Origin of the sequence: Vreelandella lionensis (genome assembly GCF_044543515.1) — a bacterium.
Classification (GTDB): Bacteria; Pseudomonadota; Gammaproteobacteria; order Pseudomonadales; family Halomonadaceae; genus Vreelandella; species Vreelandella lionensis.
This window is the reverse complement of sequence record NZ_JBITWC010000004.1, coordinates 50,005-65,556: the sequence shown is the minus strand read 5'-3', so window position 1 is coordinate 65,556 and position 15,552 is coordinate 50,005. Positions and strand designations below refer to the sequence as shown.

At 57.6% G+C, this 15,552-nt stretch carries 18 protein-coding genes; 6 read left to right on the top strand and 12 right to left on the bottom strand.

The genetic code is table 11. The annotated features are described in order from the left end of the window. Positions 1–35 precede the first annotated feature (35 nt). The 8 genes from ACIGG6_RS03335 to ACIGG6_RS03300 form a co-directional block, all read right to left on the bottom strand. A complete protein-coding gene (locus tag ACIGG6_RS03335; RefSeq protein WP_399842211.1) occupies positions 36–656 on the bottom strand; it encodes a nucleoside/nucleotide kinase family protein in 621 nt (206 codons plus the stop codon). Between the two features lie 7 nt (positions 657–663). After that, a complete protein-coding gene (locus ACIGG6_RS03330; protein ID WP_399842209.1) occupies positions 664–1,449 on the bottom strand; it encodes an L-iditol 2-dehydrogenase in 786 nt (261 codons plus the stop codon). Next, positions 1,433–2,131 carry an HAD family hydrolase gene (locus ACIGG6_RS03325; RefSeq protein ID WP_399842207.1) on the bottom strand — a complete coding sequence of 233 codons (699 nt, stop codon included), beginning with the start codon at positions 2,129–2,131 and terminating at the stop codon, positions 1,433–1,435. The genes ACIGG6_RS03330 and ACIGG6_RS03325 overlap by 17 nt, the downstream gene beginning before the upstream one ends. Then, positions 2,128–3,285, bottom strand: coding sequence for an ABC transporter ATP-binding protein (locus tag ACIGG6_RS03320; RefSeq protein WP_399842204.1), 1,158 nt, complete (start codon positions 3,283–3,285; stop codon positions 2,128–2,130). Before ACIGG6_RS03320 ends, ACIGG6_RS03325 begins: the two co-directional genes overlap by 4 nt. Before the next feature lie 11 nt (positions 3,286–3,296). Further along, the gene (locus tag ACIGG6_RS03315; RefSeq protein WP_399842201.1) at positions 3,297–4,148 is read right to left on the bottom strand and encodes a carbohydrate ABC transporter permease; all 852 of its coding nucleotides are present in this window, start codon (positions 4,146–4,148) and stop codon (positions 3,297–3,299) included. A 32-nt stretch (positions 4,149–4,180) separates the two neighbouring features. Next, entirely contained in the window at positions 4,181–5,071 is an 891-nt protein-coding gene (locus ACIGG6_RS03310) for a carbohydrate ABC transporter permease (protein ID WP_399842199.1), read from the bottom strand. Positions 5,072–5,148: 77 nt separating this feature from the next. Then, positions 5,149–6,471, bottom strand: a complete 1,323-nt coding sequence (locus ACIGG6_RS03305; protein ID WP_172515584.1) for an ABC transporter substrate-binding protein — start codon at positions 6,469–6,471, stop codon at positions 5,149–5,151. Positions 6,472–6,635: 164 nt separating this feature from the next. Then, positions 6,636–7,589 (bottom strand): sugar-binding transcriptional regulator, encoded by a 954-nt coding sequence (locus ACIGG6_RS03300; protein WP_253506794.1) that lies wholly within the window; start codon positions 7,587–7,589, stop codon positions 6,636–6,638. Positions 7,590–7,713: 124 nt separating this feature from the next. Here ACIGG6_RS03300 and ACIGG6_RS03295 point away from each other — a divergent pair, with 124 nt between their 5' ends. Further along, positions 7,714–8,025, top strand: coding sequence for an NGG1p interacting factor 3 protein, NIF3 (locus ACIGG6_RS03295; protein WP_044627897.1), 312 nt, complete (start codon positions 7,714–7,716; stop codon positions 8,023–8,025). Positions 8,026–8,031: 6 nt separating this feature from the next. Here the strand turns inward: ACIGG6_RS03295 and ACIGG6_RS03290 are convergent, their stop codons facing one another. Beyond that, complete coding sequence (locus ACIGG6_RS03290) at positions 8,032–8,589, bottom strand: NUDIX hydrolase (RefSeq protein WP_399842196.1); 558 nt, start codon at positions 8,587–8,589, stop codon at positions 8,032–8,034. A 93-nt stretch (positions 8,590–8,682) separates the two neighbouring features. Between ACIGG6_RS03290 and ACIGG6_RS03285 the strand changes: the two genes are divergently transcribed. Genes ACIGG6_RS03285 through ACIGG6_RS03270 form a run of 4 tightly spaced genes read left to right on the top strand, consistent with a single transcriptional unit; the run spans position 8,683 to position 12,202 of the window. Next, positions 8,683–9,354 (top strand): CoA pyrophosphatase, encoded by a 672-nt coding sequence (locus tag ACIGG6_RS03285; protein ID WP_399842194.1) that lies wholly within the window; start codon positions 8,683–8,685, stop codon positions 9,352–9,354. Beyond that, a complete protein-coding gene (locus tag ACIGG6_RS03280; protein WP_399842192.1) occupies positions 9,351–10,019 on the top strand; it encodes a 2OG-Fe(II) oxygenase in 669 nt (222 codons plus the stop codon). Before ACIGG6_RS03285 ends, ACIGG6_RS03280 begins: the two co-directional genes overlap by 4 nt. Before the next feature lie 3 nt (positions 10,020–10,022). Further along, positions 10,023–11,549, top strand: a complete 1,527-nt coding sequence (locus ACIGG6_RS03275; protein ID WP_399842189.1) for a PAS domain S-box protein — start codon at positions 10,023–10,025, stop codon at positions 11,547–11,549. Continuing rightward, a complete protein-coding gene (locus ACIGG6_RS03270) occupies positions 11,549–12,202 on the top strand; it encodes a response regulator transcription factor (RefSeq protein ID WP_399842187.1) in 654 nt (217 codons plus the stop codon). Before ACIGG6_RS03275 ends, ACIGG6_RS03270 begins: the two co-directional genes overlap by 1 nt. A gap of 22 nt (positions 12,203–12,224) precedes the next feature. Here the strand turns inward: ACIGG6_RS03270 and ACIGG6_RS03265 are convergent, their stop codons facing one another. After that, positions 12,225–13,190 (bottom strand): L,D-transpeptidase family protein, encoded by a 966-nt coding sequence (locus ACIGG6_RS03265; protein ID WP_399842185.1) that lies wholly within the window; start codon positions 13,188–13,190, stop codon positions 12,225–12,227. Positions 13,191–13,535: 345 nt separating this feature from the next. On the opposite strand from ACIGG6_RS03265, the gene ACIGG6_RS03260 reads away from it, so the two are divergent. Beyond that, positions 13,536–14,006, top strand: a complete 471-nt coding sequence (locus ACIGG6_RS03260; protein ID WP_083023055.1) for a PRC-barrel domain-containing protein — start codon at positions 13,536–13,538, stop codon at positions 14,004–14,006. A gap of 141 nt (positions 14,007–14,147) precedes the next feature. On the opposite strand, the gene ACIGG6_RS03255 is transcribed toward ACIGG6_RS03260, so the two are convergent. Together ACIGG6_RS03255 and ACIGG6_RS03250 are read right to left on the bottom strand one after the other, a co-directional pair. Next, positions 14,148–14,570, bottom strand: coding sequence for an OsmC family protein (locus ACIGG6_RS03255; protein WP_083023057.1), 423 nt, complete (start codon positions 14,568–14,570; stop codon positions 14,148–14,150). A gap of 112 nt (positions 14,571–14,682) precedes the next feature. Beyond that, complete coding sequence (locus ACIGG6_RS03250) at positions 14,683–15,552, bottom strand: flagellar motor protein MotB (protein WP_399842183.1); 870 nt, start codon at positions 15,550–15,552, stop codon at positions 14,683–14,685.

The window sequence follows — 15,552 nt, the reverse complement described above, 5'->3', positions numbered from 1 at the left end:
ATCACTCTCCGGGTTATTGGCTGGGCAAGCGCGTCCTAGCGCCAGCGCTGGTCAGGTGGCACGCTGCTGGTTTTTACCAGCGCGGCGTTCAGCATGTCTTTTTGGTGGGTGCGCTCAAGCGCGCCGCTATGGTCTTGGCCCATACAGAGCCAGCGGTTCACCAACCGCTCTACGAGCACTGCGTCGTCGACGTCGATCATTAGCGTCCAGTCGAACAGCACGTGCAGTGAACGCCACGGATCTTGGTTCAATAGCAGATAATTGCCTTCCACAATCACAATGCGATGCGCGGGGGTAATTAACCGCCCACCGGCACGGGCAAGGTCCAGCGGCCGATCAAAGACCGGCACGGCCACCGGCTTATCCGCCCGACGGATGCGCATTAAATCGTGATGCAAGCCCTCCACATCGAAGGTGTGGGGCGCACCTTTCACAGGCAGCTGTTCATCGCCCAGTACGGCGTTATCGAAGTGGTAGCCATCCATCGGCACCACTGCCGCCTGCCCTGGGCGCAGCTGGTTGATCGCCTCGCAGAGCAGCGCGCTGCGGTAGGATTTTCCGGCCCCCGGCGGCCCCGCCAGGGCAACCATAAAGCGCGCCTTGCCTTCGGCGGCATCCAGCAGTTGGTGGCTTAACGAAACAAGATCAGGGCTCATGGGCGTCTTAGCTCATCCAGTTGCCGCCATCGACGTTGAGCGTCTGGGCGACGACGTAATCGCTATCCTGGCTGGCGAGAAACACGGCGGCGCCGGTGTGATCTTCCGGCAGCCCCATACGGCCATAGGGCACCGCCTCGCCCACCAATCGCTTTTTCTCGCCCAATGGGCGGTTCTCGTAGCGGGCAAACAGTGCATCGACCTCTTCCCACATCGGGGTATCCACCACGCCGGGGGCAATGCCATTGACGTTAATGCTGTGTTTGATCAAATCGAGCCCGCAGGACTGGGTCAGGCTAATCACGGCGGCTTTGCTGGCGCAGTAAACACTCACTAGCGGTTCGCCACGTCGGCCCGCCTGGGAGGCCATATTGATAATTTTGCCTACCTGACCTTGAGCCACCATGGCGCGGGCCACGGCCTGCAGGGTGAAAAACATGCCTTTGGTGTTCACCGCAAACTGTTTGTCGAAGCTGGCCTGGGTCACTTCCAGCACCGGCGCCATATCGAACACCGCCGCGTTATTGACCAAAATATCAATGCCACCAAAGCGCTCGGTGACGCTCTCCACCATGGCATCGATAGAGCCTTGGTCGCACACGTTCAGCACTACGCCCATGACCCGCTCGGCGCTGGCATCCTGCTGCAGCGTGGTGAGTGCGTCTTCGATGGCCTTGGCATCGATATCGGCCACCACGACACTGGCCCCTTCGGCCAAATAGCGCTGGGCAATGGCGAGTCCGATGCCACGGGCACCGCCAGTAATCACGGCACGTTTATTGAGCAGTTTCATTGTTATCTTGTCCTTGCAGATGTAATTGCCACTCGTCCACTAAGGCGCGAAGCCCGCGCATATGGGGCAAAATTCGCCAAGCACCCGCCGCGAGCAGGCGGTTAGGCTGCTCGTCGTCGATATGGCTGGCGCCCACAAAACCAATCACCCGCATGCCGGCGGCATGGGCAGCGGTAACGCCTGCCACGCTATCCTCAACCACTAGGCAGCGGCTGGGCGGGCAGCCAAGCTCATGCGCCGCCAAGCGGTAAATCGCCGGGTCCGGCTTAGGGTTATCGACCTGCTCGGCCGTGAAAATCGGCACATCGCCCAACGCCTCTTTCAACTGCGTTGTTGCAAGCGATGCTAATACGCGGCAGCGGCGGCTGTTGGAGACCACGGCCTTAGGTAAATCGAGACTACTAACGGCGTCGTGAACCCCTGCAATCGCGGTAAGTTCTCGTGCCAGACGCGCTTCTATGGCGCTATCAACCCGCTCGGAGGCATCGAGCGGCAGCTGATGGCGGCTTAACTGCGCCAAGTGCTTAAGGATGTCGGCGGTCGTCATGCCCAGGGCTTGGCTGAGCAGCGTTGGAATATCCAGATCCGGCAGCCACTGCCCAAGGTGAGTTTCCAGGGTCTCTTCAGCCAGGGCTTCGCTATCCACCAGGACGCCGTCACAATCAAAAATCAGCGCTTTCATACCTGCGCCCCTGGCGCAGCAGGCTCGGTAGCCGCACGGTTATCCTGGCGGGTCAGGCTGGCCAGCGGGTGCTGTGACAGGCTCTCTAGCGCCAAGCCTTGGGCGTCGAACAGGTGGGCACGCTCGGCGGCAAAGCCAAACTGCACGGTATCGTTCACCCGATAGGCCACGTCGCCATCGGCCATAATGGTGATCAGTAGCTCGCCCATCTGCACGTACAGCGAGGTCTGCCCGCCTAAGCGCTCCAACACTTTAATCTGCCCACTCAGCGGGCCGTTTTCATCCAGCTGTAGGTGCTCAGGACGAATACCCAGCTCCAGCGCTTCATCGCTGGCGAGCTGCTCGCCCGCCACAGGGATAGTGCAGGGCCGCCCGCCGGGCAGGCGCACGGTGACGCCATCATTGCCAACGGACTGCTGCTCGACGCTGAAGAAATTCATCTTGGGCGAGCCGATAAAGCCTGCCACAAAGCGGTTACGCGGGTGGTGGTAGAGCGCCATGGGCGAACCCACCTGCTCCACCACACCATCGTGTAGTACGACGATTTTATCGGCCATGGTCATGGCTTCTATCTGGTCGTGGGTCACGTAAATCATCGTGGCATCCAGCTCTTCATGCAGCCGAGCCAGCTCGATACGCATCTGCACCCGCAACGCCGCATCTAGGTTGGAGAGCGGCTCGTCGAACAGGAAGATGCTGGGGTTGCGCACAATCGCTCGGCCAATCGCCACCCGCTGGCGCTGCCCGCCGGACAGCGCTTTGGGCTTGCGATCCAGCAGCGGCTCAAGCTGAAGGATCTTGGCAGCTTCCAGCACCTTGGCGCGGCGCTCCTCTTTGGGCACCCCGGCCAAGCGCATGCTGAAGCCCATGTTGCCCTCAACGGTCATGTGCGGGTACAGCGCATAGCTTTGAAACACCATCGCCAAACCGCGGTCGGCGGGGCCCACCTCGTTCATGCGCTTGCCATCGATGAGAATATCGCCGTCGCTGGCGCTCTCCAGGCCCGCGATCATGCGCATCAGCGTGGATTTACCGCAGCCCGAGGGGCCAACGAACACCACGAACTCACGATCGTTAACGTCGAGATCAATGCCCTTGATGACCTTGGTGTCGCCAAACTGCTTAGTAATGTTCTTGAGTTGTAAGGTTGCCATGGGGAACTCCTTTACTTGACGGCGCCAAAGGTCAGGCCGCGCACCATTTGTTTTTGGGTCATCCAGCCGAGGATTAGGATGGGGGCGATGGCCATGGTAGAAGCCGCCGACAGCTTGGCCCAGAACAGCCCTTCGGGGCTTGAGAACGAGGCAATGTAGGCGGTCAACGGCGCGGCTTTCGACGAGGTGAGGTTGAGACTCCAGAACGCTTCGTTCCAGCTCAAAATCACCGAGAGCAGCCCAGTCGACGCAATCCCTGGCAGGGTCAGCGGCAGTAGCAGGAAGAACACTTCCTGCAGAGTGGAGGCACCATCCATCCGGCCCGCTTCGAGAATGTCTTTGGGCATATCTTTAAAGAAGGTGTAGAGCATCCACACCACGATGGGCAGGTTCATCAAGGTATAAATAATGATCAGCCCGGTACGGGTGTCCAGCAGCCCGACATCGCGGAAAATCAGGTAGATAGGCACCAGAACACCCACCGGCGGCAGCATTTTGGTGGAGAGCATCCACAGTAGCGTGCCCTTGGTGCGCTTAGTGGGCAAAAAAGCCATGGCATAGGCCGAAGGAATAGCGATGAGCAGCGCTAAAAACGTAGAGCCAAACGCCACCGCGATGCTGTTCAGCGCGAAACGGGCATAGCCCGAGCGTGCCTGCACCTCCTGATAGCTTTCCAGTGTGGGCGAAAAGATAAAGCTGGGGTCGGCGATCGCCGCCGTCTCGGTTTTAAAACCGGTCAGCACCATCCACAGGATAGGGAAAAAGATAATCAGCGCGATCAACCAGCCCAACAGGGTCAATACCAGTTGCCGGATGGGCAACGAGCGAGTGTGTGCTGGTGCGCTATTACGATGAGTTGTCATTGAAATGCTCCCAAGACGCCCTGGTGCCGGGGTCAGTCTTCTAAGTTCTTAGCGACCATACGGACAAGGAAAATCGCGACGATATTGGCCAGAATGATGGCGATCACCCCACCCGCCGAGGCCATGCCCACATCGAAATCCAACAGCGCTTGGATGTAGATCAAATAAGCCAAGTTGGTGGTGGCGAGCCCAGGCCCTCCGGAGGTAGTGACAAAGATCTCGGCAAAAATCGTCAGCAGGAAGATCATTTCAATCATGATCACCACGCTAATCGCCCGCTTTATGTGCGGTAGCGTGATAAAGAAGAAAATCGCCAGCGGCCCCGCGCCATCCATCCGTGCGGCTTCCACTTGGTCTTCATCCAGCGATTGCATCGCCGTCAGCAGGATCAGTAGCGCAAACGGCAGCCACTGCCACGAGACGATGATGATGATGGAGGTCAGCGGTAGCGATGAGAACCAGTCCAGCGCAGGAAGCCCCAGCGACTGTGCTAACCACGCCAACACCCCGTTAGAGGGGTGCATCATCATGTTTTTCCATACCAGCGCGCTCACCGTTGGCATGACAAAGAAGGGAGAGATCGCCAATACGCGGGCAATGCCGCGCCCGGCAAAATCCTGTTGAAACAGAACCGCTAAGAGCGTACCGCCCACCACGGTAATCACCAGCACCCAACCCACCAGCAGCAGCGTGGTGCCCATGGCCGACCATAGCGCGGGGTCGGTCAGCAGGTACTCATAGTTTTCCAGCCCGGCGAAGCCGGTCATCTCGGGCATCAGTAAGTTGTAACGCTGGAAAGAGAACCAGATGGTCATGCCTAGGGGCACAATCATCCAGAGCAGGAGCAGCGTTACGGCGGGCGCTTGAAGCGAAAGCGTTCTCAGCCCGCCGACCGTACGGCCAGAAGCACGTGTTCTATTCATGGAAATACCTGCAAGAAAACAGACCTGCGAGAACCACCGAAAACGCCTGCCCGTGGCCGGGCAGGCGCAGGAGTGCATTAACGTTCGATGTAGCCCGCCCGCTGCATCGTGCGCTCAGTAGCACGCTGGGCGCTATCTAGCGCCTGCTCAACCGACGTATCGCCGGTCAGCGCCGCCGCAATGGTTTGGCCTACCTGAGTGCCAATCGATTGGAACTCAGGAATACCCACAAACTGCACGCCCACATAGGGGTTCGGCTCTAGGCTAGAGTCGGTGGGGTCGGCCTCTTTAATGGCGTTAAGTACGAAGCCAGCAAACGGCGCGGCTGAGGTGTACTGCTCGTTAGCGTAGGTGGATTCACGAGTGCCCGGCGGTACGCTGGTCCAGCCGTTAGTCTCACCGACAAGCTCGATATACTCTTCAGAAGTGGCCCAGGTAATGAACTCTTGAGCTGCCTCTTTATGCTCAGAGGAGGCTGGGATAGCCAGTGCCCAAGACCACAGCCAGTGGGAACCTTTGGGAGTTTCCGCGATGGGCGCGGGTGCAAAGCCAAGCGTCCCGGCTACGTCGGATTCGCTCTCATCGTAGAGCTTGCCTGCCGCCGAGGTAGCATCGACCCACATGGCGCAGTTACCGCGTGAGAAGAGCGCTAAGTTCTCGTTAAAGCCGTTGGAGCTGGCGCCTGGCGGGCCGTAGTTGCTAAGCAGGTCTACGTAGAACGAAATCGCGTTATTCCACGCCTCAGAGTTCAGCTCCGGATTCCACTGCTCATCAAACCAGCGGCCGCCGAAGGTGTTCACCAGCGTCGAGACAAAGGCCATGTTCTCGCCCCAGCCCGGCTTGCCGCGCAAACAGATCCCCGCAAGGCCCTCTTCGCTACCGTGGAGCTGTTCGGCCCAGTCGCGCACCTGCGTCCAGGTGGGCTGCTCGGGCATCTCAATGCCTGCCTGCTCAAACAGATCGGTGCGGTAATACATCATCGAGCTTTCCGCATAGAACGGCAGGGCGTGCAGCGTGCCGTCCAGGCTTAAGCCGTCGCGTACCGATGCCAGCAGATCGTCTTCGTTATAGTCATCGGGCAGGCTGTCCAGCGGCTCAAGCCAGCCGCGTTCCGCCCAAATGGGCACTTCATAAGTGCCGATGGTCATCACGTCGAACTGCCCACCGCCGGTGGCAATATCCGTGGTCATACGCTGACGCAGCACGTTCTCCTCAAGTACCACCCAGTCCAGCGTGATATCCGGGTGCGCTTGCTCAAAGGCATCGGTCAGGCTCTGCATGATGACCATATCGTTATTGTTCACCGTGGCGACGGTGATCTCGGTTTGAGCCTGGGCTTGGCCAGCCACCGCAATGGCGGCCGCTAGGGTCGTGACGGGCAAATGACGCACGAGACGCATACAGCACTCCTCTTGGCAAATATTGGCATTGTTGTAGCCTTGATCTTATTGATCACCAACCGAACAAATGATCGTACGCAAGCCAAAAAAAAGCAAAGCCTGGAGCGTTAGACTTTACGCTAATTCATTCAATTGCTTGCATATTGCAGCTGCGAAGCCAGCGTTCATTCAATGGCTGCAACGATATGTCTGGCCGCAATTTCATCGGTGATCAAGCCCTTCAGCCAGCCACCGCGCAGTGCGGCTAAAATGGCAGGCGCTTTATCCCGTCCCCCGGCAATCCCCACCATGAGGTGCTTACCAAAACGCTCTAGCGGCAGGCTGGTAACACGCCGGGTAATCGAGCAATCAATCACCTCCCCACGCCGATTCAGCGGCCAACCCAGCAGTTCCCCCACCGCTTCGCGGCCCAGCAGTTCATCCAGCTCGCTTTCGCTAATGAAGTGGTCTTGAAAAAGCGTGGCTTGGCGGTCAATACGACCAATGCCGATAAACGCCGCCTCTGACTCTCTCGCCACATCGGCAATCGCTTTGAACAAGCGCTGTGAGAGCATGGCCTCTTTTTCCGCCAGCGACTCCGCCACCACGGGGGCAGGCAACAAAAAGCGTTCTCCACCGGTTTTATCCGCCAGCACCATTACCGCATCATAACGGTTAGCGGAGCCATCCCTTGCCACGTTGCCCACCAGCGAGACAAAGCGATGCTGCGGCCGCTCCACACGGCTTAGCGCTTCCACCGCTGCGCGCACCGAGCGCCCGGTACCCAGCGAGAGTGTCAGCGGTTCGCTGCGCTCCACCAGCCGCGCAATGCGTTCAGCTCCTGCCACGGCCAGATAGTACGCGCCGCTTTCGGGGGCCTGGGTGTCCGCAGGCACCACATCGCAGTAAGTCAGTTGGAAGCGCTCGCGCAACGCGCTGCCCAGCGCCATACAGGTTGAGATGGGGTGGTCGATATGCACTTTTACCAGCCCCTCTTGCCGCGCCAGCGCCAGCAAACGCTGCACGCCGGGCCTGGAAACGCCAAGCTGGGTGGCAATTTCATCTTGTGTCATCCCACCCACATAGGACATCCAGGCAGCCCTCGCGGCTTGATCAAGCTTTACTTCAAACTTATCCATGGGTTGGTTCGCCGCTTATATTGAAAAACGTCATCATACAAAGCCTGCGCCAAGACCAGTAGTGTGCTATCCGCTAACATTGGCAGTACAGCGTTACGTTATTACCCAAGGGAGGCCCCTGATTATGTATAAGCTCGCGTTTTTTGTTCCCATTGAAAGTGCTGAAAGCGTTAAAAACGCCGTATTTGAAACCGGCGCGGGGCGGATTGGCGATTACGAACACACCTGCTTTCAAACACGTGGTACCGGCCAGTTTCGTCCTCTCGATGGTGCAGAGCCACATATTGGTCAGATCGGTAAGCTGGAAACCGTTGAGGAGTTCAAAGTCGAGCTGGTCTGCGCCGACGAACATATTCAAGCTGCCATTGCCGCCCTTAAGCTGGCGCACCCTTATGAAGAAGTCGCCTACGACGTATGGCAGCTTGCCGACCTATAGAACAAGCTAGGCGCTACCCACATAGCGCTCGCGATCTTCAGGCGTGATTTTGCTGATATGCAGCGGATACGCAGCGTTTTCACGGTCGGCAAAGTAGTGGCGCAGCGTGCGCTCAATGGTAGGAAAAGCCAGCGCATCCCAAGGGATCTCGTGCTCCTCAAACAGCGCCACTTCCAAGCTCTCTGGCCCGGGGCCAAAGCCACCTATCAAGTCGGCAAGAAAAATCATATACACTTGGTTGATATGCGGTAGATCAATCAGCGTGTATAGACCGCCTAAAGTGACCTCGGCAAACGCCTCTTCCCAGGTTTCCCGCGTGGCGGCCTGCTGGGTGGTCTCAGCGTTTTCCATGTACCCCGCCGGTAGCGTCCAGTACCCTTTTCGAGGGGAGATCGCGCGCTTGCAGAGCAGGACTTTGGAGCCGCTCACCGGCAGCGTACCCGCCACGATACGGGGGTTTTGGTAGTGGATCGTGCCGCAGCCGTCGCACAGGTAGCGGGGGCGGTCGTCTCCCTCGGGAACGGCAAACCGGACTTTCTCACCACACTGACTACAAAAGTTCATCGCGTTTTCTCTACGGCTGGTGGGTCGAGGCATCAACGTGCTTGACGATGATCACCGTGGCTGGGTAAAAGAGAGCAAAGTAAAGAGACTCCTATGTTAGAGAAACTGCGCAAACGGCTGCAACAGCATACCCCTCAACGGCTAGACCATGTAGCACTGCCGGAAGCTGCCGTGCTCATGCCGATTGTTGAGCGCCCTGCCCCCACCCTACTGTTTACTCGCCGGGCCAGCCACTTGAATACCCACCGTGGCCAAGTCGCTTTTCCTGGCGGTAAACGTGAACCGGGTGACGCTGATCTATACGCCACGGCGTTGCGGGAAGCAGAAGAAGAGATTGCGTTAGCCCCTGGGCTGGTGAAGCCCCTAGGGCGGCTGTCGGACGTGATTTCTCTGCACGGCATCCGTGTGACGCCCTGGGTGGGTATTATTCCACCGGATCTACCGCTGGTGGCAGACCCAGCGGAGCTGGACGCTATTTTTGAAGTCCCGCTCAGCCACTTTTTAGATGACCAGCGCACCCATACCGACGTGATTACCGTCGATGGCGTTGCCCACTATGTGCCCAGCTATCAGGTAGATGGCCACATTATTTGGGGGCTGTCTGCGATGATGCTAGTCGAGCTGTTGGCGGAAGGGTTTGGTATGAACATTGACCTTTATCAGCGCCCACCCGGTGCTTTACGCCACTACCCCGAACGACGCACCCCCACAAGCAGTCGCTCGGCCACAGCCGAACGCGCGCCCGTTACGAGAATCACGAAATGATCGCTTTATCTGAACTGGACTCTCCCGCCCTTGAGCCGCAAGCCCATTTGGAGCTGGTCGACGCGCTGGTGGAACAAGGTTGGTATGTGGGGAAAGGGGTGATCGACTCGGCTCTGTGTCAAGCGCTGCACCGCGAGATCCACCACCTCGCCGAACACGACGCGCTGGATGAGGCCGGCATCGGCCGAGGCCAGCAGCACCACTTACGTAAAGATATCCGGGGTGATGCTATCCATTGGCTAGACCGAGAGAGCGACGCTCAGCGCCGCTACCTGGATGCTATGGCAGAGCTACAGCAGTCTCTCAACCAAGCGCTATTTCTTGGCCTGTTTGAGTACGAAGCCCACTTTGCTCACTACCCTGCCGGAGCCTTCTACCAGCGCCACTTGGACAGCTTTCGCGGGCGGGCCAACCGCGTGATTTCCACCGTTGGCTACTTAAACCCCGACTGGCCGAGCGACGGCGGCGGTGAAATGGTGATTTACCATCCAGATGACCCAGCCCTGGAAGTGGCCCGCGTGGTGCCCGAAGCCGGTACGTTTGCCTGCTTTTTATCGGAAACCATTCCCCACGAAGTGCTGCCCACCCGCCAGCCTCGCGCTAGCATTGCGGGCTGGTTCCGCCGCAATGCATCAATGGGCGGTGTATTAGATCCTGCTCGCTAATCTATGAGCAATAAGAGAGAGGCAGCCCTCGCAGCAAAAGTGGCCACCTTAGAAGCGCGCAACGCCGCACTCGAGGAGGAAAAGCGCCACTATCAGTGGCTGGCCGAGAGCACCACGGATCTGATCTCCCGCCACGCCCGGGACGGCACGTTTATGTATGCCTCCCAGGCCGCGCGAGAGCTGCTGGGCTATGAGCCCGACGAGCTCATCGGCGTCTCCGCGTATCAGCTTTTTCACCCAGCGGATTTGAACGACCTGCTCAACAAGTCGCCGCGGGTTTACTACCACGACGGTTTCTATCAGCAAACCTACCGTTTCCGCGCCAAAGCGGGCCATTACGTATGGTTTGAAACCACCAGCCGCACCCGGCGGGATACAGAGACCGGCGAATTGATCGATATCCTGTGCGTCTCCCGAGACGTTGGACGTCGCATTGAGGCCGAAGCCACTCGCGAGCGTTTGGCGCAGGTGGTCGAATCCACCACCGACTACGTGCTGTTTTTAGGGCCAAACCAGCGGGTATTCAGTGCTAACGAAGCCGCTCGCCGCTGCTTTGCCTTGCCAAACGAAGCGTCCACTACGCTCAGTGAGCTATACCAAGCCGAGTCGCTGCGCTTATTAGATGAGGTGGTATTTCCCGCCGTGGAGCGTTACGGCTCATGGAGTGGCGAGCTGGAAATGCGCACCGCAAGCGGAAGCGTGCCGGTGCTCAGCGTGGTACTGGCCCACCGCAGCCGGGGGGCAGAGCCTGGCCACTTTGCCTTGGTGAATCGCGATATTAGCGCCCGTAAAGCCGCCGAGGCCCAGGCGCGTCGCCACCAAGAGCAGATTGCCCATGCTAACCGGCTAGCCGCTGCGGGGGAGCTTGCCTCCAATATCGCCCACGAGCTGAATCAACCCTTAGGCGCTATTGCCAACTACACCAGCGGCGCGCTGTTAAAGTGCCAGCAGCCCACACTGCTCGCCAGCGAGCTACAGCTTCCTCTGGAGCGCATTGACGAGCAGGTACAGCGCCTCGCCCAGCGTCTGCGCCACCTACGCAGCTTTGTACGTAAGCGCAGCCACCAAGTGCGCCCACTGACGCTGGCCGAGGTGGTCGCGGCTGCCTGTCGCCTCTGTGAGTGGCAGTATCAGCAAGCATCGATCGAGCTCGTAGTACACCTGCCCGATCCGCTGCCGCGCGTCTACGCCGACCCAATTGCCCTGGAGCAGGTCATCGTGAACTTACTGCTGAACGCGCTGACCGCTAGTCGCCGGGTGAACGACGCCAAGGTGGTCTGCATTAGCGCCCGGCGAAGCGGCCAGCGCCAGATCACGCTAAGCGTTGAGGACGAGGGGCCGGGGGTGGAACAAGCGCACCAGCAAATAATTTTTGACGCCTTCTTTACCACCCGCGATGAAGGGCTCGGCATGGGGCTAGCCATTAGCCGTACGCTGGTGGAAAGTATGGGAGGCGCCCTCTCCCTGCGCACCGACAGCGCTAAAGGCGCCTGTTTTGACGTATCACTGCGAACGGAGACCGACGCCTAATGCTCTCGCCTACTCACACTTCACCACCTCCCAGCGTCATTGCGGTGGTCGACGACGATGACGCCCTTCGGGAATCGCTGGTGTGGCTGTTGGAATCGGTGGGGTTAACCACTCACGCCTTTGCCAGCGGTGATGCCTTTTTATCCGCCACTCCTGAAGTATTTGGCGCGCTACTGTTGGATGTTCGCATGCCGGGGATGAGCGGGCTGCAGGTACAGCAACAGCTAGTCGATCGGCATGCCAACCTGCCGATTATCATGATGACGGGGCATGGTGACGTGCCCATGGCGGTGACAGCGCTGAAAAACGGTGCTTTTGAGTTTATCGAGAAGCCGTTTAATCATCAGCAGTTGATCGAAGTCGTGCAACGAGCGCTAAGCAGTTCCAAGCAGCAGCACCAGCAACAACAGGGGTTGGTACAGTTGCAGGCGTGCTTTGCTGCCCTGCGTCCTAAAGAGCAATGCATTGTGATTCATGTGGCAGAGGGCATGACAAACCGTGAAATTGCAGAGCATATGGGTATTAGCGCCAAAACGGTTGAGGTGTATCGGCTGCGCGCGATGAAAGCGATGGGGGCAGCTAATGTGGCTGAGCTGGTGCGTCAGGCAGTAGCGCTGTCATTGGTGCCTACGCTACTGCCTATTTCCTCTTAAAGACCAAGCTAGTCAGCGCTGACTAACTTAACGGCACTACCTGGCCGTTGGCTTCCTCCAGTACGCGACTGACTTGCTCATAGTTCGCGCGCCCCTCGCCTTTATGCTCTTCAATCAGGTCCACTACACTCAGCAGCGTTTCCATACCAAACGCCTGCTCATCGGTCGCTGTGAAGGCCTGAATATAGGCGTCGTCGTCGGCTCCCCAACCCAGCTTGATCGGCGCATCAATGATGTTCACTTGTGTGCCCACCGGCACGCGCCAGAACACCGACTCGATATCCTCAGGGTGCATACGAATACAGCCACGGCTGGCGCGCATGCCGATACCGTCTGGTTGGTTCGTTCCGTGAATCAAATAGCCGGGGATATCCAGCAAAATAGCGTATTGCCCCAACGGGTTATCAGGGCCAGGCGGGACCACGGCTGGAGGCGCGTCGCCGCGCTCGGCTGCCTCTCGGCGAATAGACTCAGGTGGATACCAGGCCGGATTTTCAAGGCGCATGGTGGTTTCGGTAATACCCAGCGGCGTATTGTAAGCGTCGCGCCCAATGCCGATAGGATAGGTTTCTACTCGGGGTGCTTCGCCATCCTCTACCTCGGGGTAGTAGTACATACGCAGCTCGGCAACGTTAATCACAATGCCGGTGCGGGGTTCATCGGGCAGAATAAATTGGCTGGGAATCGTCACTTCAGTGCCTTCGCCCGGCACCCAGATACTGGTATCAGGATTGGCCATGCGAATTTCTTCGTAGCCCACGTTGTGCTCCCGGGCAATGTCCAGCAGCGTATCCTCTTCGCTGGCGGTGACGGTATAGACCTCGCCCACCATATTGCCCGCGTCAGGCAGTAAAAAGTGTCCTTTCGGCAGCTCGGCTTCGCTAGCTAGCGCGCCCGTTGCCATTAGCCAAGTGCTTAGCGCCACCACACCGCTTGCTAAGTGCTGTTTAAACTGCTGAAACGGCATTACGTGTGCAATCAGGGTCATGCGTTCTCCTTTTTATGCGGCTCACGCTACGATTGGTGAGCCATGTTGGTACGAATATGCCCAGCAGCAGGCTACGGATCAACTCGCCAGACTGTCGCAGTAAGCTAAAAAGCAGCTTTCTCACATCGTTGATTTTAGTTAAGAATTCGCTATGTACGTTGCAAAACACGCTTCAACCCCTACCTTGAGAAGTGTCCTTGCACAGCGAAGTGCAGGGCCAACTCGGAGTACAAAGGAGTCGTCGTGCGTAACATCAGCCTGCCGTTACATTATCGCTATTAGGTTATTTAGGGATTAACAGGAGCACGGCTAGCCCTCTTCATCAACACGCAAGGAGCAATAACGATGAAACCGACTTTTCTCAGCACGCTGATTATTCCGGCTATGATGGCCACCGCAGGTATCGCCCAGGCCAATGAGAACAGCACGGGTATGGAAGCGTCTTACCTTACCCATGCGCCGGAAAACACTTTTCACTCTGATTCACTGACGGGCAACCAGGTTCGCAGTAGCGTTGAAAACGATGAAGATATTGGCACCATCAATGACCTGATTATCGATGAAGACGGCAAAATTAATGCCGTGGTCGTGGGTGTTGGTGGCTTCCTGGGGATGGGCGAAAAAAATGTCGCCATCGAATGGGAGTCACTTGAACTCACTAAAGATGAAAACGGTGAAGACTATGTAATTTCCGTTAACGCCTCTGAAGAAGCCCTGCAGGAAGCTCAAGAGTACAAGCGCGGCGATGACCTTACTACAGAGCGCGATACTGAGCTTAATAACAGCGAAGAGAACGTTAACGACAAGCCGGAGTAAGTTGCACTAATCAGCAAAAATCCACACAGTAAAAACTACGTAGTTTTTGCTCACAGAACAAGGGCCTTGCCAATCGGCAAGGCCCTTTTGATATAGCTTATTAAAACTGCAAGGCGCTGCCATGTAACAGCGCCTGACGTATTAACCTTTAAGCTTGGCTGACATGGTAATGTCAGCGTTGAGCACTTTAGATACCGGGCAGTTGTCCTTAGCGGTTTCAGCGGCTTCTTGGAAAGCAGCTTCGTCGGCACCACTGACGCTTGCTTCCACATCCAAATGGATGCTGGAAATATCAAAACCTGCGTCGCTTTGCGACAGCGTTACTCGCGCCTGGGTATCAATAGAATCGGCAGTGTAGCCTTTCTCACCCAGAATCATCGAAAGGGCCATGGAGAAACAGCTGGCGTGAGCCGCACCGATGAGCTCTTCGGGATTGGTACCCGGCGCGCCTTCAAAACGCTGCTTGAAAGAGTAGTCTGCATCCAGAACACCACTCTCTGTAGCAACCTTACCTTGCCCATCTTTAAGACCACCTTCCCAGTGTGCGCTTGCTTTACTATCCATTCTGTTCTCCTTTCCTAGGCTAGTTGGCTTATCACAGGGGAAACGCAGATATGCGTTCCGTGCCCACTCAGCGTAGCTGATTCTGTGCACTGATTCTATTGACGCTACTAAATCATGGCGACGTTGTCGCAATAACCGGTAGGGAAGGCTCAGCAGATGAGACCTGCAACGCATCAAGGGAGCGCTCTCCGCGCTCTTCAAAGGGGGCGCTGGCGTCAATCGTGAGTTCCACTCGACGGTTCGCCGCGCGTCCTTCAGGGGTATCGTTAGAAGCAAGCGGCCGGGTTTCGGCAAACCCTTGAATCAATAGCCGTTCTGGTGACATTTCGCCCGACTCTACCAGCACGTTCGCCACGGAAGCGGCACGCATCGCAGATAAGTCCCAATTGCTGCGAAACTGAGCAGTGCGAATAGGTACGTTATCGGTGTGCCCATCAATAGACACTGTGCCGGTTAAATCACCCAGCAGTACGGCAAGCTCATGTAACAGGCTAGAAAAAGCGGGGGTGACCGTGGCGGTCCCAGATCCAAAGGTGCCGTTTTCAGCAATCCGTACTACCACACGAAACTCATCAATCTCAATCTCTGCCACGCCGTCGGGCAGAGAAGACTCCAAAAGTGCCTCTACGCTGCTGGCAACCTGCAGGCTGCGCTGTCGCTGCTGGGTTTCCAGCATGTTCCGCATCGACTCAAGCTGTGGCTGCTGTTGCATCGTGCGCTGGCGTACTTCTTCAATCAAGGTGCGGTCCGGCGTTGCGGGAGAGAAGTGTTGCAGCGTCGCGCTGGTGCCCATCGGCACCTGCATGGCTTCGATATCCCGCTGCACCCCGAAGGCTTTTGAAAGCTCATCCGCCACGCGGCGAAACTTCTGGGCATCGATTTCAGCAAATGAGAGCAGCAGGACAAAAAAGCATAACAAAAGCGACATTAGATCGGCGTAGGTCACCATCCAGGCGGGAATATTGGTCTGTTTCTGCGCCAT